Annotated in this window: 16 protein-coding genes; 8 read left to right on the forward strand and 8 right to left on the reverse strand. The window is 56.5% G+C overall.

Annotation, left to right across the window (positions count from 1 at the left end; genetic code table 11):
• Positions 1 to 4 precede the first annotated feature (4 nt).
• The 6 genes from iolD to J7395_RS17615 form a co-directional block, all read right to left on the reverse strand.
• Complete coding sequence (gene iolD / locus J7395_RS17590; protein WP_209222790.1) at positions 5 to 1,834, reverse strand: 3D-(3,5/4)-trihydroxycyclohexane-1,2-dione acylhydrolase (decyclizing); 1,830 nt, start codon at positions 1,832 to 1,834, stop codon at positions 5 to 7.
• The gene (gene iolC / locus J7395_RS17595; protein ID WP_209222792.1) at positions 1,831 to 3,744 is read right to left on the reverse strand and encodes a 5-dehydro-2-deoxygluconokinase; all 1,914 of its coding nucleotides are present in this window, start codon (positions 3,742 to 3,744) and stop codon (positions 1,831 to 1,833) included. The genes iolD and iolC overlap by 4 nt, the downstream gene beginning before the upstream one ends.
• A complete protein-coding gene (locus J7395_RS17600) occupies positions 3,744 to 4,523 on the reverse strand; it encodes an ATP-binding cassette domain-containing protein (RefSeq protein ID WP_062953503.1) in 780 nt (259 codons plus the stop codon). Before J7395_RS17600 ends, iolC begins: the two co-directional genes overlap by 1 nt.
• A complete protein-coding gene (locus tag J7395_RS17605; protein WP_062953502.1) occupies positions 4,523 to 5,620 on the reverse strand; it encodes an ABC transporter permease in 1,098 nt (365 codons plus the stop codon). Before J7395_RS17605 ends, J7395_RS17600 begins: the two co-directional genes overlap by 1 nt.
• Positions 5,621 to 5,695: 75 nt before the next feature.
• Positions 5,696 to 6,637, reverse strand: coding sequence for a sugar ABC transporter substrate-binding protein (locus J7395_RS17610; RefSeq protein ID WP_209222794.1), 942 nt, complete (start codon positions 6,635 to 6,637; stop codon positions 5,696 to 5,698).
• A 196-nt stretch (positions 6,638 to 6,833) separates the two neighbouring features.
• Entirely contained in the window at positions 6,834 to 7,658 is an 825-nt protein-coding gene (locus J7395_RS17615; RefSeq protein WP_062953500.1) for a MurR/RpiR family transcriptional regulator, read from the reverse strand.
• Between the two features lie 109 nt (positions 7,659 to 7,767).
• Between J7395_RS17615 and J7395_RS17620 the strand changes: the two genes are divergently transcribed.
• Positions 7,768 to 8,895: a Gfo/Idh/MocA family oxidoreductase gene (locus J7395_RS17620; RefSeq protein ID WP_209222796.1), complete on the forward strand. Its 1,128-nt coding sequence runs from the start codon at positions 7,768 to 7,770 to the stop codon at positions 8,893 to 8,895.
• 22 nt (positions 8,896 to 8,917) lie between these two features.
• Here the strand turns inward: J7395_RS17620 and J7395_RS17625 are convergent, their stop codons facing one another.
• Entirely contained in the window at positions 8,918 to 9,106 is a 189-nt protein-coding gene (locus J7395_RS17625; protein ID WP_209222798.1) for a DUF3008 family protein, read from the reverse strand.
• Positions 9,107 to 9,793: 687 nt separating this feature from the next.
• Here J7395_RS17625 and J7395_RS17630 point away from each other — a divergent pair.
• The 3 genes from J7395_RS17630 (at position 9,794) to J7395_RS17640 (ending at position 13,981) form a co-directional block, all read left to right on the forward strand.
• Entirely contained in the window at positions 9,794 to 11,068 is a 1,275-nt protein-coding gene (locus J7395_RS17630) for an aromatic ring-hydroxylating dioxygenase subunit alpha (protein ID WP_209222800.1), read from the forward strand.
• The gene (locus tag J7395_RS17635) at positions 11,065 to 12,198 is read left to right on the forward strand and encodes a hybrid-cluster NAD(P)-dependent oxidoreductase (RefSeq protein ID WP_181850037.1); all 1,134 of its coding nucleotides are present in this window, start codon (positions 11,065 to 11,067) and stop codon (positions 12,196 to 12,198) included. The genes J7395_RS17630 and J7395_RS17635 overlap by 4 nt, the downstream gene beginning before the upstream one ends.
• 154 nt (positions 12,199 to 12,352) lie before the next feature.
• Positions 12,353 to 13,981, forward strand: coding sequence for a BCCT family transporter (locus tag J7395_RS17640; protein WP_209222802.1), 1,629 nt, complete (start codon positions 12,353 to 12,355; stop codon positions 13,979 to 13,981).
• 88 nt (positions 13,982 to 14,069) lie between these two features.
• Here J7395_RS17640 and J7395_RS17645 read toward each other — a convergent pair whose 3' ends face one another.
• Positions 14,070 to 15,143, reverse strand: a complete 1,074-nt coding sequence (locus J7395_RS17645; protein WP_209222804.1) for a GlxA family transcriptional regulator — start codon at positions 15,141 to 15,143, stop codon at positions 14,070 to 14,072.
• Positions 15,144 to 15,327: 184 nt separating this feature from the next.
• On the opposite strand from J7395_RS17645, the gene J7395_RS17650 reads away from it, so the two are divergent.
• The 4 genes from J7395_RS17650 (at position 15,328) to J7395_RS17665 (ending at position 20,565) form a co-directional block, all read left to right on the forward strand.
• Positions 15,328 to 16,077, forward strand: coding sequence for an electron transfer flavoprotein subunit beta/FixA family protein (locus J7395_RS17650; RefSeq protein WP_209222805.1), 750 nt, complete (start codon positions 15,328 to 15,330; stop codon positions 16,075 to 16,077).
• A gap of 17 nt (positions 16,078 to 16,094) precedes the next feature.
• Positions 16,095 to 17,030 carry an FAD-binding protein gene (locus J7395_RS17655; RefSeq protein ID WP_209222808.1) on the forward strand — a complete coding sequence of 312 codons (936 nt, stop codon included), beginning with the start codon at positions 16,095 to 16,097 and terminating at the stop codon, positions 17,028 to 17,030.
• 37 nt (positions 17,031 to 17,067) lie between these two features.
• Entirely contained in the window at positions 17,068 to 17,925 is an 858-nt protein-coding gene (purU, locus tag J7395_RS17660) for a formyltetrahydrofolate deformylase (RefSeq protein WP_007091355.1), read from the forward strand.
• 78 nt (positions 17,926 to 18,003) lie between these two features.
• On the forward strand, positions 18,004 to 20,565 hold the full coding sequence (locus J7395_RS17665; protein ID WP_209222810.1) for an FAD-dependent oxidoreductase: 2,562 nt from the start codon (positions 18,004 to 18,006) through the stop codon (positions 20,563 to 20,565).
• Positions 20,566 to 20,618: the final 53 nt, after the last annotated feature.

The following is a 20,618-nucleotide window of genomic DNA, read 5'->3' on the forward strand; positions in this document are numbered from 1 at the left end:
TTTCTCAATCTCCGGGGCGCTGTTGTTTAAGCGCAGCTTCGTAATTTTTTCGTGCTTCATTCACCGTTGGCCGCACCGAAACTTCCGGCACGGCAACATCCCACCAATGGCCACCGGCATCGGTGCTTGGCAGGGGATCGGTATCAATGACAATGGCATAGGAACGGTCGGCCTTGCGGGCACGTTCCATCGCCGCTTCCAGTTCGCTGATCGACGATACCTTTTCGGCAATCGCCCCCATCGATCCGGCATGGGCGGTGAAATCAATCGCGGACGGCACCACATGGCGCGCGGTATCCAGAAGGTTGTTGAAACTCTCCCCACCCGTTGCCATCTGCAACCGGTTGATACAGCCAAAGCCACGGTTATCAAGGATCACGGTGATGATCTTGTGGCCCAGCATCACACTGGTCGCCAGTTCGGAATTCATCATCATGTATGACCCGTCACCGACCATCACGACGACCTCGCGGTCCGGCTGTGCCATCTTGACACCAAGCCCACCGGCAATTTCATATCCCATGCAGGAAAAGCCGTATTCAACGTGATAACCGTTGGGTTTTGCCGCCTTCCAAAGCTTGTGCAACTCGCCGGGCAGACCACCCGCCGCACAGACGACAATCGCATCGTCATCAACACTGCGCTGAACCGCACCAATCACCTGCGCATCGGTCGGAAGGGCATTGCCCGTCGGCATTGCCGTCACCTTGTCCACCGCCGCAATCCAATCGGATTTAAGCGCGGCGTCAATCGCCGGCGCCCGGTAATCGCCCAGCATGTTGCCAATTTCGGCAAGGGTGATTTTGGCATCCCCCGTCACCGCAATCGCATTATGTTTGGCCGCGTCATAGGACGCGACATTGATCGACAGGATGCGCCGGTCCGGGTGCTTGAAAAGGGCCCAGCTTCCGGTGGTGAAATCCTGCAACCGTGTGCCGATGGCAATGATCAGGTCGGATTTTTCCGCAATCGCGTTGGCACTGCTCGCCCCCGTGACGCCAATGGAACCAAGGTTAAGCTCATCATCCCACGGCATGGATGATTTACCCGCCTGCGTTTCCCCGACCGGGATATTGTGACGATGGGCGAACTCGGCCAAGGCACCACACGCCCCGGCATAATGCACCCCGCCGCCTGCGATGATCATCGGCTGTTTGGCCGCCTTGATTGCGGCAACCGCTGCGTCAAGCTGATCCAGATCGGCGCGCGGGCGCTGGGTTTTCCAGATTTTGGTGTCAAAGAAACTTTCGGGCCAGTCAAATGCCTCTGCCTGCACATCCTGACAGAATGCCAATGTCACCGGGCCGCAATCGGCCGGATCGGTCAGGGTCGCCATGGCGCGTGGCAGGGCGGTCAAAAGCTGCTCGGCGCGCATGATGCGGTCAAAATAACGGCTGACCGGCTTGAAACAGTCATTGACCGAAATCGTGCCATCGCCGAAATCCTCGACCTGCTGCAACACCGGATCAGGTGCGCGATTGGCAAACACATCACCGGGCACAAACAGAACCGGCAGACGGTTGACATGCGCCAATGCGGCGGCCGTGACCATATTGGTCGCACCCGGCCCGATCGATGTCGTGACCGTCATGGCACGCTTGCGGTTCGATGCCTTGGCGTATGCAATGGCGGCATGGGCCATGCCCTGCTCGTTATGGCCGCGCCAGGTCGGGAAATCATCCCCGATGCCTTGCAATGCCTCGCCGATCCCGGCGACATTACCATGACCGAAAATCGCCCAGCATCCGCCGAAAAACGCAACACCGTCTTCGTTCTGCTGTTTGCTCAGATACCGCACCATCGCTTGGGCGGCGGTTAATCGAACGGTTTTCATGCCGCTCCTCCCGATTTTTTGCGTGCCGCATCCCATGTGGTGCAAAGCACACGATATTTTTCCGCCATCTGTGTAACGGCTGTTTGATCGTCAATGTTACCCGCAAGCCAGTCGCGTGCAACCCCGGCAAAGATCGTCCGCCCGACGGCAAAGCCCTTGACCATGTCATGCTTGGCGGCAACTTCGAAACTTGCCACCAGTTCGGCCTCGGGCGCTTCAAGACCCAGAACGACGATGCCCCGGCAATAGGGATCATGGCGTGAAATCATGTCACAGGCATGACGCCATGCCGCGTCCGACTTCATCGGTTCCAGCTTCCACCAATCGGGATAAGCCCCGATTTCATAGAACCGCTCGATGATTTTTGCCGTCGTCTGATCATCACACGCCGCAACCTTGGACGGGATGATTTCCAACAGGAATTCAAGCCTGTTGGCCCGTGCCCCATCCGCCAGACGTTTGATGGTTTCTTCCTGATCCGCCTTCATCGCCGCGTCGTCATCGGGGTGATAGAAACACAGCACCTTCACCACATGCTCGACCGGCCATTCCGCAAGCTTGCTGCCAATATCAGGACCGATTTCCAACCGTAACGGACGCGATCCCGGCAATTCGACCGGCCGCCCGATCCAAAGCCCGGTACCAGCTGCGGCATAAAGCGCATCACGGCCAAGACGCGGTTCGCACAGGATGCCATAACCCGATTTATCGCCCGCCACATCGCGCACCGAACGCAGGCAAAGCTCCTTGAACGGCCCGATCCGGTCGCGCGAAACGCCAACCTCATCGGCCAGGTCTTCAAGCTGCATCCGGTGATCAAATGCAAAAACCCGCATTTCCGGCCAGTCACCAATCCGGTTCGTCGACCAATGGATCTGCTCAAGCTCCGCATCATGACGCAGCGACGGGTTCTTGATCCCCCGCTTGAAAAAGAACTGCAATTCTTCCCAGCTTGGATAGGCCGGCGTGCAGCCATGTCGCGACACCGCAAACGCCCCGCACGCATTGGCATATTTAAGCGACGTTTCCCAATCCTGATCCGTCAGCCAGCCCTTGAGCAGGCCGGACATAAACCCGTCACCCGCGCCCAGAACGTTAAACACCTCAACCGGGAAACCCGGGCCGGAAATACCGTCATCAAGCTTCGCACCAATCTTGCCGGTAAAGGCAACTGCCCCCATTGGCCCGCGTTTGCACACCAGCGTCGCATGCGATGTAACCCGTACATTTTCAAGCGCCTCAAGCGTATCGGTCGTGCCTCCGGCAATGTGAAATTCTTCCTCGGTTCCGACAATCAGATCAAACAGATGCAGGGTTGATTGCAGTTCCTTGGTCACCTTGTCCGATGCAATGAACCGGTTTTCACCATCCCCATGCCCCGACAATCCCCAAAGATTGGGCCGGTAATCGATATCAAGTGCGGTTTTGGCCCCATTTTCCCGCGCCAGTTTCAACGCCTTCAAAACCGCGGCCCGCGTGCGCGGATGCGATAAATGCGTCCCTGTCACCGTAACGCACCGCGCATCGGCGATGAATTCGGGATCAATGTCATCCTCGCACAGCGCCATATCGGCACAGTTTTCGCGATAGAAAATCAACGGAAACTGTTCCTGATCGCGCACGCCCAAAAGGACAAGGGCCGTCAGGCGTTCGGGGTCGGTAATCACCCCGCGCACATCAACCCCTTCGGCCACAAGCTGTTCACGGATGAAACGGCCCATATGCTCGTCCCCGACCCGCGTGATCAGGGCTGATTTCAGGCCAAGCCGCGCGGTTCCGCACGCCATATTGGTGGGCGATCCGCCGATATATTTGCTAAAGGATGCCATATCCTCAAGTCGGCCGCCGATCTGCGCGCCATAAAGATCGACCGATGATCTTCCGATGGTAATGACATCAAGCTTTTTCATCAGATCGTCCCCCCAAGCGATCCTTCAAGCTCGGCCAGTTCCTGACCGCCCGCCATCAGATCCTGCAATTCTTCGGGTTTGATTTCGCCCCGCTTTGCCGTGCCATGGGTCTGCCCGCGGTTCAAAACCGTGAAACGGTCGCCCACCGCCATCGCATGGCGCACGTTATGGGTAATGAAAATCACCCCGATGCCCGATTTGCGCACACGGTCGATGGTCGCAAGGACATTGGACGTCTGCCGCACGCCAAGGGCCGATGTCGGTTCATCCAGAATAAGGACCTTGGCCCCGAAATAGACCGCACGCGCAATCGCGACCGTCTGCCGCTCGCCCCCCGAAAGGGTGCCGACCGCCTGTTCCGGCTCGCGCAGGTTAATCCCCATGCGCGCCATTTCGTTTAATGTCACCGAATTGGCATGATCGAAATCGATCCATTTGAACGGGCCGAAACTTTTGCGCGGTTCACGCCCCATCCAGAAATTGCGCGTCACCGACATCAACGGGATCATCGCCAAATCCTGATAAACCGTGGCAATGCCGTTTTCCATGGCATCGCGTGGGCTATCAAATGTGATTTCCTTGCCGCTGACCTTCATCGTCCCCTTGGTCGGTTTATGCACACCCGACATGGTTTTGATAAAGGTCGATTTACCCGCACCATTATCGCCCAGAAGACAATGGCATTCGCCTTCCATCACATCGAACGACACCCCGCCCAGCGCGATCACCGGACCAAAATGCTTTTCGATATTGTTCATTTCAATCAATGGCGTGCTCATCACCGTTCTCCCGTGATCATGCGGCGGATATAGGTGTTCATGATGACGGCAAGGATCAGGATACCGCCCAGGAACACACGGAACAGCGAACTTTCAGCCCCGGCAAAAAACAGCCCCTGCTGAACCACACCGAAAATCAGCGCACCAAGTGCCGCCCCGATGACCGAACCATATCCCCCGGTCAAAAGCGCGCCACCGATCACCACACAGATGATCGCTTCAAACTCTTTCAAAAGTCCGCGGTCGGCTGCGGCCGAACCGAATTCCATCACCTGACAGGTGGCGAAAACCGTGGCACAGAATGCGGTAAACATGAACATCAGGATTTTGACCCGATTGACCGGCACGCCAACATAGCGTGCTGCCTGTGCATCCCCACCGGATGCGAAAATCCAGTTCCCGAAACGGGTTTTGGTCAAAAGCCAGTGCCCGAAAATCACCAGGGCCAGCGCCCAGACCACCAGCATCGGCAGGCCTTCAACAACCGGCTGACCGGCACGCGAACCGCGCGTAAAGGTATCAAGCAAGCCAAGATCGGCAAACCACTGGAACAGGTCCTTGAAGATGACCCCGCCAAACAGGAAGGCCAGCGGATCACCCTCTGCGGCTTCCTTGACACCGCCAATAATCGTCTGGCGCGTGGTCAGGATGGATAACCAGATGGTCAGACCGCGCAGGATATAAAGAAACGCCAGCGTGACGATAAAGCTCGGCAACCCGGTCTTGATCACAAGGAACCCGTTTAGCGCACCAAGGGCGACGCAAACGACGAAGGCCGCAATGATCGACAGCCACACCGGCCATCCCATATGCACCGACAGAATGGCAATCACCACCCCGGCAAAACCGATCATCGATCCGACCGACAGATCAAATTCGCCGGCAATCATCAAAAGACAGGCGCCAACGGCGATAATGGCAAACTGCGCAGAAACCACGCCCCAGTTCTGGACCCCTTCGGGCGAGAACATGCCGCTATCGCCCGCGATCATGAAGAAGAAAACAAAGACCAGGATCGTGCCGCAAATAGCGCCCAGTTCCGGCCGGATCATGGCACGTCGAAGGGTTGAGACTTGCTTGAGCCGCTCGTCCGTCATGACATCACTCTTTTAATGGCAGGTGAGTTTTGCCAGGGGGCGGCCAGATGCCAGCCCCCTGACGGGAGGTAACACTTAACGGAATTCGCCAGCGTATTTTTCAACAAGCGCGATATTGTCCTTGGTGATGAAACCGGGACCGGAATTGATGTTGCCAGACGGCAGAACACCATATCGTGCATAGTTGGTCAGGATAACGACCGGCAGATAGCCCTGAAGGTAAGGCTGCTGATCGATGGCAAAGTTGATTTCGCCCTTTTTGATCGCATCGGCAATTTCGCTTGAAAGATCGAACGTGCCAAACATGATCTGACCGGCAAGACCGGCATCACGAACGGCAGCCAGGGTCGGGTGGGCCGAATTCGGACCAAGGGTCAGGATCGCATCCACATCCGGGTTGGAATTAAGATACGCGGCAACCTTGTTCTTTACTTCCGACGGGTCCATGCCGCTATCAATCATCTGGCTGCCAAGTTCGACACCCAGCGCATCGGCAAAGCCACGGCAACGTTCAACCGATGCCGGGTTGGTAATGTAATGGTTCACACAGACAAATGATTTCGCACCGGCGGCCGCGGCGCGTTTGCCCGCCCCAAAACCGGCATCATATTCCGGCTGGCCAACATGCATCAGCGCGCCAAGCTCGGCGGACTGTTCAACTGTGCCGGAATTGATGGTGATCACCGGAATACCGCGATCAACCGCATCCATGATCGGGCCTTTAAGCACGTTGAAATCGGCGATGGTGACAATGATGCCGTCCGGGTTGGTGGCAGCCGCCTGTTCAACGATACGGGCCATATCGGCCAGATCGCCGGTCGGCGGGTTACGGTAATCAACCGTGACTTCCATCTGGTCGCCTGCGACCTTGATGGCATTCTTGATGGTGTTCCACCAGCTGTCCGAGTCCGGCGCATGGCTGATCAGAACGAATTTCTCGTCTTCTGCCGAAGCAGTCCCGGTCAATCCGGTAAAGGCAATGGCAGCGGCCGCAATTGCGGTCAAAGTCTTCTTCATCGTTAGCCTCCCTAGTGGCTTTGAAACGGGGCCGCATGTTGCGCCCCGATGCGTCGACTGAATGTTCAGTGAGCGGTCCGGCCTGTGATTTCTTAAGGCGTCACTTTTTACCGGGCCTCGCTTGCGGGCGTTAGGAACCCCAAATGCGATGAATGGAATTTTTATTCCATTTTTATTTTGATGCAACAAATTTTTTCTATTGCGCAGCCTGATCGCGCTTCGCCCCGATCGCAACCGCCAGCGAAATTGCCAGAGAAAGCGTGGCCGACAGCGCCCTGAACGCACCCACATCGACTTCGGACACCGCAAGTGTCAGGGCATCAATCCGCCGAAGCGGGCTGGTCATGGTATCGGTAATCGCCACCACCGGGTTGCCGAGTCCCCGTGCATAGGCCGCCAGATCGATGGTTTCCTGCGAATAGGGGGCAAAGGTAATGGCAATCATGACATCGCCCTTGCGGATGGCGTGGCGCGGGTTAAGCTTCCCCACCCCGTCATGCAGCACTGCCGGGATGTCCATTTTTTCAAACGCATAGGATAAATAACTCGCGACCGGGAATGCCCGCCTGAATCCGACAATATGGATCATCGGGGCTGCGGCCAGCACATCAACCGCCTCTTCAAGCGACCCTGCATCAATCGACGATGCCAGATTTTCCAGTGACAGCCGCCCGGCCTCGACAAACTCGGCCAAAAGCGCGCTTGGGCTATCGGCCCCGCTTGCCCGCAGATTTTCCAATCGCGTCGCGTAATCGGGCCATTTCTGGGCATATGTTTCGCGAAACATCTTCTGCATTTCGGAAAAACCCGAAAAGCCCAGCAACTGACAAAACCGCATGAAGGCAGATGGCTGTACCCCTGCCCCGGCGGATAGTTCCGCCACGGTTGAAACCGCAATACGGTCGGTATTCTGGGCAACGAATTCGGCGCATTGCCTCAATCTTTTGGGCATTGCCTCCGATATTTCAGCAAGACGATGATTGAATTCCTCAAGCGAGACCGGTGCGGTTTGGTCCGTCATGGCGTACGGGTTTCCTGTTTTTGTTTTTGCTTGACGCTGGATGTATTCCATGATCATCCATTTTATAGAATAAAAATTCTATTTTGATATCGGCAGGGAGTCCAGCGAAATGGCATCAATCGGAATTGGCCTGATCGGCACCGGTTTCATGGGCAAAGCGCATGCGCTTGCATTTGGCGCGGTGCGCGCTGTGATGGGCGATGTCCCCGATGTCCGGCTTGAATTGCTGTGCGACACCCCGGCGGATAAGGCCCAAACCATGGCCGATCAGTTCGGCTTTGCCCGTGCGACTGACGACTGGAAGGCCCTGATTGCCGATCCGGCGGTCGATATCGTATCGATCACGACGCCCAATATGCTGCATTTTGACATGGCATTGGCGGCAATTGCCGCGGGCAAGCATGTCTATTGCGAAAAGCCGCTAGCCCTGACACTTGATCAGGCACGCGCGATGCGCGATGCGGCGCGCAAGGCCGGGGTCAAAACCATGGTCGGCTATAATTACATCAAAAACCCCGCCTTCACCCATGCCTGTAAATTGCTCCGCGAGGGTGCGATTGGTGACATCGTGCATTTCCGCGGCTGGGTCGACGAGGATTATCAGGCCAATCCCGAACTGCCATGGACCTGGCGCAGCACGATTGCCGATGCCGGATTGGGGGCGTTGGGGGATATGGGATGCCATCTGGTGTCAATGACCTATGGTCTTGTCGGCCCGATCGACAGCCTGATTGCCGACATGCAGACCGTTCACGATACACGCCCGCTGGCCGATGGATCAGGCCGGGCAAAGGTCGAAAACGAGGACACGGCAACCGCCCTTGTCCGCTTTGCCAGCGGTGTTCAGGGCAGCATTTCAACATCGCGTTCGGCATGGGGCCGCAAAAGTCGGCTGGCGTGGGAAGTCCACGGCACCAAGGGCATGCTGTGCTTTGATCAGGAACGCATGAACGAATTGCAGCTTTACCGCAACGAAGGCCCGGCAGCAAAACAGGGCTTCACCACCATCCTGACCGGCCCGGAACATCCGCCTTATGGCAATTTCTGCCCCGCACCGGGTCATCAGCTCGGCTTTAACGACCTCAAGGTGATCGAAGCCGCGACCCTTCTGCGCGCCATCCGCGACAATCATGCCGCCTATCCAAGCTTCGGCGATGCCTTTGAATTCGAAAAGGTCATCCACGCGGTTGCCCTGTCGGCCCGCGAAGAACGGCGTGTAAAAATCGACGACCTTTAACGCATGGCATTATCGGAAGGGCTCAAGCGTCCGACTTATGTTCGGGCTTGCCCTTCCGCTTGCCCGATGCCAGCTCTTCAAGCTCCGCTTCGGACATGGTTTCTTCCATCTCTTTCGCAGCACCTTTAAGCTCGCTTTTCTTCTTCTCGCCCCGTTTGACCGAAAGCGCCAAACCGGCCGCCATCTGCTGTGCTTTGGATTTCGCAGGCATTGTCTCGTCCCTGTTTTGGATGTTTGCCCTACTTGCCAAACACCAGAATGGGCGGGAAGTTCCGAAATACGATAAAATCGCCGCCACAAAGGCAGGGTTTTCTGATTTTGGCTGCATGGATGTGAAGCCAACTCCGTCTTTCATCCTCTGGTATGATCAAATATCCACGAAGCAAGTTTGGAACGACTTCCCGACCGGAATCCCGATGTTACAGTCCTGCGTCGCAATTTTACTGTGTGATTGCCTCAAGGTTCCTGCCAACTGCCTTCCAATTCGCAATAGATTTTGAAATCTTTTTAATCGCTCGTTGTCGATCAAGGGCGAATGAAGAGCAGGTTACCTGCCGCATGAAAAGAGGGAGACTTTGGGTGCAATTGATAGCCCGTGCCATGCACGAGACTGGCAACCCTCATACAGGGACCTGTCTTGCCCGTATCACCCCCCCTGTAATGGACAGTGCGGGTTATGCCGGGATGTGCCGACGGGACCGAATGCCGTGCGATTTTCTTTCCTCCGGCTGCTTCCGTGACCAAAGCCCGAAACCGGCTGGCAATCGCGCAAGAAGCCCGATGAAAGTCGCAGCATCTTGTTTCCTTGCACCCGACAGAGGTCCATCATCCTATAATTCCGCAAGGACCGACAAAGTCCTCTCTTCGTGGTACCGCTTAGACGCCGAGGTATCTGATCATGCGCTTTTCTTCTGACATACAAGATCTCGTGTCGCGCCGCGAAAAAGGCAAAAGCCTCGAAGCGCCATTTTATAACGCCCCGGAAATCCTCAAGCTTGATGTCGAGGCGATCTTCAATCAGCACTGGATTTTCGTTGCGGTCGAGCCGGAACTGCCTGAACCCGGTGATTGCATCACGGTCGAGGTTGGCCGCGCCTCCATCCTGCTTCTGCGCGGCGACGATATGGAAATCCGCGCCTTTCACAATGTGTGCCGCCACCGCGGGGCAAAGCTGATCGACGAACGCGCCACCACCATCGGCAATATCGTCTGTCGCTATCACGGCTGGACCTATAACGAAGACGGCGACCTGATTCTGGCCGAACATATGGGCGCTGGCTTCGATAAAAGCTGCCACGGGCTAAAGGCTGTCCATATCCGTTCCATCGCCGGGCTGATTTTCATCTGCCTTGCCGACGAAGCGCCCAAAGATATCGATGAAATGGCCCGCGTGATGACGCCCTATATCGCGCCGCACGACATCGCCAATTGCAAGGTTGCCTTCACCTCCGACCTGATCGAGGAAGGCAACTGGAAGCTGACGATGGAAAACAACCGCGAATGCTATCACTGCGAAGCCAACCATCCGCAATTGACAGTGCCGCTTTCCGAATTCGGTTTTGGCTTCTCCCCTGATGAAATGGACGAACGCCGGTCCGAAGACGTCAAAAAATATACCAAAGCGGTTGAAAACGACCATAAACGCTGGGAATCCTGTGGCCTGCCATCCGCAGAAGAAGATCACCTTTCCGATGTCACCGGCTTCCGCACCATGCGCCTGCCCCTGATGTGGGAAGGAGAATCCCAGACGCTCGATACCAAGGTCGCCTCCAAAAAGCTGCTTGGCAAATTCACCGATCCGAAGCTTGGCGGGCTCAGCTTCTGGACCCATCCGAATTCATGGCACCATTTCATGAGTGACCATATCGTCACCTTCTCGGTCCTGCCGCTGTCAGCCGACCGCACGCTAGTGCGCACCACGTGGCTGGTCCACAAGGATGCCATCGAAGGCGAAGATTACAATCTCGATAACCTGACCCAGGTCTGGAAAATGACCAACCAGCAGGACGCCGATCTGGTCCGTCTTGCCCAGCTTGGCAGTGAACAGCCATCCTACGAACCCGGCCCCTATTCAAGCTTTACCGAACCGCATGTCGAAGCCTTCTGTGACTGGTATATCGCACGGATGAAACAGCATCTGGCCAAAGACAAATCCGGGGCGGCCACCAAATGATGACGCAGACCAATCCACCGGCCACCGGCCAAGCCGCCCCGTCCGGCGACGATGAAAACTTTACCGAGGCCACCCGCATCCCGCTTTGGGACCCGGAACAGGATGACGTTCTGGTCTGTCGGCAGGTGCGGCAGGAAACCCATGACGTAAAGACATTCGTCTTTTCGGCCCGCGAACCGCGCGCGTTTCGCTTCTATCCGGGCCAGTACATGACGTTTGAACTGCCCGTCGAAGGCATGGTCACGCGCAGTTACACGATTTCGGGATCGGCCGCCCGCCCCTACCGGATCGAAATCACGGTCAAACGCGTACCGGGCGGCCCCGGTTCGAACTGGCTGCATGATTACATGCTGCCGGGCAAGGAGGTGAATGTTTCCGGCCCGTTCGGTGAATTCACCACCGACGCCACCGGCGAGGAAAAGCTTCTGTTCATTTCCGCTGGCAGCGGCATCACCCCGATGATGTCGATGACCCGCACCGCCTGCGATCTGTCCGAACCGTCGGATCTGTGTTTCATCCACGCCGCACGCACCCCGGCCGACATCATTTTCCGCGATGAACTATCGCTTCTCGCGGCCCAGAACCCGGGCCTGAAACTTGCCTTCACCTGCAGTACGGCCGCCGCCCATCATAGCTGGAGCGGCTATACCGGCCGCTTCAACATTCAGATGCTGTCGCTCATGCTGCCCGATTTCAAGGACCGCAAGGTGTTCTGCTGCGGTCCTGCCCCCTTCATGGAAGGTGTCCGCAACATGCTGCGCGATACCGGTTTCGACATGGAGAAATATTACGAGGAAAGCTTCGACTTCGGCGCGGAAACCGCCGGAACCTTTGAAGAGCCTGTCGCGGCCCCGGAAATAAGCGGCCAGACTTTCCGGGTGAGCTTCACCAAAACCGGCCATGTTGTCGAATGTGGTCCGGGCATGACGGTGCTGTCAGCAGCCCGCGAGGCGGGGATATTGCCAATGTCCTCCTGCCAGCGCGGCATCTGTGGCACCTGCAAGTCAAAACTGATTTCCGGTGAAGTCGATATGCAACACGGTGGCGGCATCCGCCAGCGCGAAATAGATCAGGGAAAAGTCCTGATTTGTTGTTCGACACCTTTGTCGGACATCGAGGTCGAACTCTAAGACCTCTGCCTTACGCCCCGCACGTTAAGACAGTTCTGAACGAGCTCGCCTTTTGGCGTGCGTGGCACCTTTGATTCAAAATCACAAGAAGGGTCCAGCAAAAGGATCTCTCCTGACGGAATTTTTTCGCAGGTTCATAACAGGAGAATGCTTCATGAGTGACGTAAAAACAGCGGCGGAAGAAACGCCGCCAGAAGGCCAAATCGATACAGACTACAATATTGGTCAGGACAATATCGAAGGCAAACTGGGCCCCATCGGGTTCGATATCCATAACCCCGTCTTTGCCGTCTCCGCCCTGACCGTTATCGCGTTCGTTGCCTACACACTGCTGATGCCAGATCAGGCGAACTCTGTTTTCAGCCTGTTATTCTCCGAAGTCACACAGGGCTTCGACTGGTTCTTCATCGGTGCGGCCGATATTTTCGTAATCCTCTGCCTCGTCGTCGTCGTCAGCCCCTATGGCAAGGTCCGGCTTGGCGGACGGGACGCAACACCTGATTTCAGCTATGTAAGCTGGTTCTCCATGCTGTTTGCTGCGGGCATGGGTATCGGGCTTATGTTCTATGGTGTCTCGGAACCGCTAAGCCATTTCTCGTCTTCTCTGGGCGGGACTGCCGTGGGGGCCGATGGCATTCGGACCGACTGGGCTCCGCTGGGTGCGGCGGCCACGCAGGAAGAAGCCATTCGCCTTGGCATGGCCGCCTCGATCTTCCACTGGGCCCTTCACCCTTGGGCGATTTATGCCATCGTGGCCCTTAGCCTTGCCCTGTTTAGCTATAACAAGGGTCTGCCGCTGACCATCCGTTCCGCCTTCTATCCGATCTTCGGTGAACGCGTCTGGGGATGGCCGGGGCATATCATTGATATTCTTGCTGTTTTTGCGACCCTTTTCGGTCTTGCTACTTCGCTTGGTCTTGGTGCGGTTCAGGCAAATTCCGGCTTTAACAAGCTGTTCGGAATGCCCATCGACACCACCTGGCAGGTGATCCTGATTGTCGGCATCACCTCCATCGCCCTGTTCTCGGTCGTTCGCGGTCTGGAAGCCGGGGTGAAGCTGTTATCCGAAATTAATATGGGGATCGCCTTCCTGCTGTTCCTGTTCGTGCTTGTCGCGGGGCCGACCCTGCTTCTGGTGACCGATGTCTTTGACTTCCTTGGGGCATATCTTCAATACCTTCCGGCTCTTTCAAGCCCGGTCGGTCGTGACGATGTCAACTTCATGCAGGGCTGGACCTCGTTCTACTGGGCATGGTGGATTTCCTGGTCACCGTTTGTCGGCATGTTCATCGCCCGTGTCAGCCGTGGCCGTACCGTGCGTGAATTCATCATCAGTGTTCTGCTGATCCCGTCACTGGTCTGCGTTCTGTGGATGTCGATCTTTGGCGGCTCCGCCATCAGCCAGGTCGTTCGTGACGGCTATACCGCCGTTCAGGAAGCCGACCTTCCGGTGCAGCTCTTCACCATGCTTGATGCACTGCCGCTGGCATCGATCACGTCCTTCATCGGGATCGTGCTTGTGATTGTTTTCTTTGTCACGTCCTCGGATTCCGGGTCGCTGGTCATTGATACGATTGCAGCCGGTGGCAAGGTCGATGCCCCGATGCCGCAGCGCGTCTTCTGGTGCGTGTTCGAAGGTCTGGTCGCAATCGTCCTGCTGCTTTCGGCGGGCGGTCTGAAATCACTGCAATCGATGGTGATTTCAACAGGATTGCCGTTTACGATTGTTCTGCTTGTGATGTGCGTTGCCATCTGGCGCGGACTTGCCAGCGAACCGCGCTGATCACGGTCTTTGATCACTGAAAAACGCCGCCCGGAGGGATCATCTTCCGGGCGGCGTTTTCATGTTAACTTCGATATGCAGGCGAAAGTTACACCTCTTCCAGAACAGGCACCGCTTCAGATACTTGATCGGATACCGGGCGGCGCAATTCCTGTGGCGTGCAGCCATAGCGGCGCCGGAACATCCGGCTTAAATGCGAAGAATCACAAAATCCGCAATCCACCGCCACCTGTGCCACCGACTTCTGGCTTTTCTCCATCAGGTGATGGGCCATATCAAGCCGGATATTCAGGAACGCCACCTGCGGCGATGTATCAAGCGAAAGCCTGAAATGGCGTTCAATCTGGCGCTTGCTGTTGCCCATCCGGCGCGCGATTTCCTGCACCGAAATCGGTGTATCGATATTCTGCTGCATGATCAGCAAAGCCCGCTGCACGATCGGGTCCTGCGTCTTGAGGTCAAGCGGAATACCCGGCTGTGGTTTTTCCGCCTGCAATGCATCATCAATGATCATGATATGCAGGCTTTTGCTGGCCTGTGCGCGCCCGACATGCTTGTCCACCAGATAGGCCGCCAGATGCGCCGAACTGACCCCGCCCGAACAGGTCAGCCGATCCCGGTCGACGACAAAAATCTGATCGGCAACCGGATCAAGCCCTTCGAACTGTTCGATGAAATCGGAATGATGGAACCAGCTAACGCAACAGCGATACCCGTCAAGCAACCCGGCCCGGTGCAACAGGAACGCGCCCGTGCATATCCCGACAAGCGGAATACCGGCCTCCGCCGCCTCGTGCAAAAACTTGTGATAGGCCGAACCAAGATTGGGGGTTTCTTCCATAAGCCCGCCGACCACGACGATATAATTGAACCGCCTTGGGTCGCCCAGCCGTTCCTTGGGCTGAACGATAATGCCGCTGCTTGATGGCACCGGGTCCATGGTGTCGGAAACAACCGTCCAGTTGCACAGGATCGGTCGGCTGCGATCCCCTTCATCCGCTGCCAGTCGCAGCACATCGACAAAATTGGCAAAGGCACACAGCGTAAACCGCTTCGCCAGAATGAACCCGACCGAAAGACGCGGCTTTTCGTGGCCCGATTTGCCCGCACCAGTGACGTTCGCAAGACGCCCCGCTTTAGCGTTCTGAGATCCGGAATACATGGCCCTAGACCCTCCGATGCAGACAAGGTTGCTGTCTTTGTCGTAGCGATAATCCCGCTTTGACGCAAACATTCTATTTTCCGGCGCAAAAATTCACCAAGCTATTTTTTAACAATACCAATAATGCGTTTTTGCGGCGAAAGGATGAAATCCCCAAACCGTGATTTTATCAGGAAGGACGAAGATGAAGGTTCTCGTACCTGTAAAGCGGGTTGTCGATTACAACGTCAAAATCCGCGTCAAGGCAGACGGCACTGGCGTTGATCTTGCCAATGTCAAAATGTCGATGAACCCGTTCGACGAAATTGCCGTCGAGGAAGCCGTGCGCCTCAAGGAATCCGGCAAGGCCGACGAAGTCGTCGCCGTTTCCATCGGCCCGGCACAGGCACAGGAAACCCTGCGCACGGCATTGGCCATGGGGGCGGATCGCGCCATCCTGATCACGGTCGATGGACCGGTTGAACCGCTATCTGTCGCAAAACTGCTCAAAGGCGTTGTCGCGGCCGAAAATCCAGACCTCGTCATCCTTGGCAAACAGGCGATTGACGATGACGCCAATCAGACCGGTCAGATGCTTTCCGCCCTGCTCGGCTGGTCGCAGGCAACCTTTGCCTCTGAACTTGACCTTGGTGATGCCACCGCCAAAGTCACCCGCGAAGTCGATGGTGGTCTTCAGGCCATCGAAGTCACCCTGCCCGCCATTGTGACTGCCGATCTTCGCCTGAACGAACCGCGCTATGCGTCGCTTCCCAACATCATGAAGGCCAAGAAAAAGCCGCTGGAAACAAAAACGCCCGATGATTTCGGCGTTACCGTTTCCCCGCGTCTGCGCCTGATCAAGGTCGAAGAACCCGCTGGTCGCAAGGCCGGCATCAAGGTCGCGGGCGTGACCGATCTGATCGAAAAGCTCAAATCCGAAGCAGGCGTCATCTAAACCGGGCGGAGATAAAAATGGCCATTCTTCTTTTTGCAGAACACGATAATCAATCCCTGTCCGATCAGACTGCCAAGGCACTCAGCGCCGCATCCCTGATCAGCGGCGATATCGACATTCTGGTCGCCGGAAAAAATGCTGCCTCCGTGGCCGATGCGGCGGCAAAACTTTCAGGCATTCGTGGCGTGCTGCTTGCCGAAAGCGACGCGCTTGAAAACCGTCTTGCCGAACCGACCGCCGCCCTGATCGTCAATCTTTCAGGCGATTACGACACCATCCTCGCGCCAGCCACCACCACGGGCAAAAACGTGCTGCCCCGCGTGGCGGCCCTTCTCGATGTCATGCAGGTGTCCGACGTGATCGAGGTTGTTTCCCCCGATACCTTCAAACGCCCGATCTATGCCGGCAACGCGATTGAAACCGTGCAGACGACCGATGCGACAAAAATCCTCACGATCCGCACGACAAGCTTTGCCGCCGCCAATGGCGATAACGCCCCGGCCCCGATCCAGACCATCGATGCCGGATCGGATGGCACCGGTCTTTCGACCTTCCTTGAAAATATCCTGTCGAAAAATGACCGCCCGGAACTTGGCTCCGCGAAAATCATCGTATCGGGCGGCCGCGCGCTTGGTTCCGCCGAAAGGTTCCAGGAAGTCATGACACCGGTTGCCGATAAACTTGGTGCAGCGATTGGCGCATCGCGTGCCGCTGTGGATGCCGGATATGCATCGAACGATTTGCAGGTCGGCCAGACCGGCAAGGTGGTCGCCCCTGATCTTTACATCGCATGTGGCATTTCGGGTGCCATTCAGCACCTTGCGGGCATGAAGGATTCCAAAATCATCGTTGCGATCAATACCGACGAAGATGCCCCGATCTTCCAGGTCGCGGATTATGGCATTGTGGGTGATCTGTTCGACATTCTTCCCGAACTGGAGCGTCAGCTCTGACACGAACGTCACATCCCTTTGAAACGGAGCACATCCAGTGAGCGAACATTCCTATACCCTGCGTATCGCCTGTGACGACCAGCCGGGCATTGTCGCAACCGTCGCCTCTGCCCTGGCATCGCGCGGGGCCAATATCATTGAATCCAACCAGTTCTGGGACCGTCAGACCAACCAGTTCTTTTTGCGCATCGCCACCAGCACGCCGGAAAATGTCAGCAAGGCCGAAATCGAACTGATGCTGAACCCGGCGGTTGACCGCTTCAATATGAAGCTCAAGATCGATGATCTGTCCCGCCGCCCCAAGATCATCATCATGGTCTCCAAATTCGATCACGCGATGCTGCATCTGCTTTATCAGATCAAGGTCGGCTGGCTCGATGCCGAGGTCGCGGCCATCGTCTCGAACCACGAAGACGCGCGCAAAATTGCCGATCAGGAAGGCATCCCCTTCCATTACTGGCCGGTGAACAAGGAAAACAAGATCGAACAGGAAGCCAAACTTGCCGATCTGATCAAGGAAACCAAATCCGAACTGGTCGTCCTTGCCCGCTATATGCAGGTCCTGACCAACGATCTTTCAAGCCAGTTTTATGGCATGATCATCAATATTCACCACTCGTTCCTGCCGTCCTTCAAGGGGGCCAAACCCTATCATCAGGCCTATGAACGCGGTGTGAAACTGATTGGCGCAACCGCGCACTATGTCACGCCGGACCTCGACGAAGGCCCGATCATCGAACAGGAAACCGAACGCGTCAGCCACGCCATGTCGGCCGATGATTTCGTCGCCACCGGGCGCGATATCGAAGCCCGCGTTCTGGCCCGTGGTGTCAAATACCACCTCGAAGGCCGCGTGATGCTGAACAAAAACCGCACCGTAGTCTTCACCCAATAATTCTTCACCCAGTAATATCGCCAGAATTCCGCCACCGCCGACACAAGATAACCATCGCAATAAGAAGGAAAGAGAGAAATGGCCGCATTTCCGAACAGGGCAAAAGTCGTTATCGTCGGCGTCGGCGGTATTGTCGGTGCATCGGTATCGCATCATCTGATCGAAAATGGCTGGGACGATATTGTCGGCATCGACAAATCGGGCATCCCGACCGATATCGGCTCGACCGCGCATGCGTCCGATTTCTGCTTTGCGACAAGCCATGATCTGCTGTCCTGCTGGACAACAATGTATTCCATCGATTTCTACGAAAAGATGGGCCATTACGCCCGCATCGGCGGGATCGAGGTTGCCCGTGTCGGCGATGATGCCCGCATGGCCGAACTCAAACGCCGCGTTGATTCCGGCAAGGCATTTGGCACCAACGTCAAAATCATCAGTGCGTCCGAGGCCAAGGAAAAATTCCCCCTTCTCGAAGAAGACCAGATTCAGGGGGCTATGTGGGACCCGGATGCCGGCCTTGTCATCCCGCGCTCGCAAACCGTGGCGGGCAAGCTGATCGATCAGGGTGTGGCAAGTGACAAGCTCAAAATCTTTGCCAACACCTCCGCCCTTGAACTGATCACCGAAAATGGCCGCATCACCGGGGTTAAAACCGAACGCGGTACGATCCATGCCGATTATGTTGTCGTCTGTGCCGGTCTCTGGGGCCGTCTGATTGCTGAAATGGCGGGCGAAGACCTGCCGGTGATGCCGGTTGACCATCCGCTGACCTTCTTCGGGCCGTATAACGAATTTGCCGGCACCGGTGTTGAAATCGGCATGCCGCTTCTGCGCGATCAGGGGAATTCGGCCTATATGCGCGATACCGGCGATCCCAAAAGCACCGAAGGCGGCCAGATCGAATGGGGCTATTACTACGAAGAAAACCCGCGTCTGGTCCATCCGCGTGAAATCCTTGAAAAGGATCAGGCCCGCCTGTCCCCGTCCCAGCGCGATCTTGAACTCGAAGACGTGATCGAACCGCTTGAACGCGCCATGGAACTGACCCCGATCCTGACCGAACTTGGCTTTAACGAAAGCCATTCCTTCAACGGCCTTCTGCAAACCTCGGCCGATGGCGGCCCTTCGATGGGCGAAAGCCAGAAGCTGCGCGGCCTTTGGTATGCGGTCGGCATCTGGATCAAGGACGGGCCCGGCATGGGCAAACTGATTGCCGACTGGATGACCCATGGCCGCACCCATGTCGATCACCATGCGATTGATTTCGCGCGCTTCAATGAATTCCAGCTTGACGAGAAATACATTTACGACCGCTGCTGGGAAACCGCGAAAAAGATCTATAACCCGCCGGTTCACCCGCGCGAGCCCTTTTCAAAAGCCCGCGGCATTCGACGCTCGCCGTTTTACGAACGCGAAGTCGAACTTGGCGGCTATTTCATGGAACTGGGCGGTTGGGAACGCGCCCACGGTTACGCCGCCAACGAACATCTGCTTGAAAAATACGCCGACCGGGTGCCGGTGCGTGAAAATGAATGGGATACCCGCCATTTCTGGCGCGTTTCCAACGCCGAACAGCTCGCGATGAGTGACGATTGCGGCATCATCAACCTGTCGCACTTCCACATGACCGATATAGAAGGCCCGGATCATGTCGAACTGATGGAATGGCTCTGTGCCGCCAAAATCGGTGGGGATGCCAATATCGGCAAGGGTATCTATACCCATATGCTCGATGACGAGGGCATGGTCCGTGCCGACTTCACCGTCTTCCGCATGGCGGACCGTTGCCGTCTGGTCAATGGGGCGGATGCCGGCCCGCGTGACCTGATCTATATGCGCCGCATGGCACAGGACAAGGGCTGGGACGTCACCATCACCGACGTCACCGAAAAATTCACAACCATCGGCATCTGGGGCCCGAACGCACGCGAAAACCTCAAAAAGGTTGTCGCCGCCCCCGATGAACTCGATATCGAAAACTTCCCGTTTGCCGCCATCCGCCAGATCAGCATTGCGGGTAAAACCGTCACCGCATTCCGTATTTCCTATGTCGGGGAACAGGGGTGGGAACTTCATATGCGCTACGAAGACGGCCTTGCCGTCTGGGATGCGCTGCGCGGCATCGGCGTGATGGCCGTGGGTGTTGAAACCTATGCCAACTCGCGCCGTCTGGAAAAATCACTGCGTCTGCAAAACGCCGATCTGCATACGCAATATAACCTGATCGAAGCCGCCCTTGCCCGCCCAAAAGTCAAAGAGGCCGATTTCCGTGGCAAGGCAAAGCATGTCGAATATCGCGAACGCGATCATCAACCCGCCATGCTCTGCACCCTTGTCATGACCGACAACAAGGATGCCAATGGGGTGGCGCGCTACCCGGTCGGCAATCTGCCGGTCATGGACCCGGACACCGGCAAAACCCTGATTGATGAACTGGGTCGTCGCTCTTACACGACCTCCATCGCCTTTGGCCCCAGCATCGGCAAAAACATCGCCCTTGCCTATCTGCCATGGGATTATTGCCAGGAAGGCCGCAAACTGACCGTCTCCTATTTTGACGAGATTTACCCGGTCGAGGTCGTCGGCATCGGCTACAAGCCGCTTTACGACCCGGAAAACCTCAAACCGCGCAGCTAAACCGTTTTCTGACGATGCAAAGAATTAAGACAGGCAACACGCATTAAGGTAGG

This window comes from Thalassospira sp. A3_1, from assembly GCF_017744215.1.
GTDB lineage: Bacteria > Pseudomonadota > Alphaproteobacteria > Rhodospirillales > Thalassospiraceae > Thalassospira > Thalassospira lucentensis_A.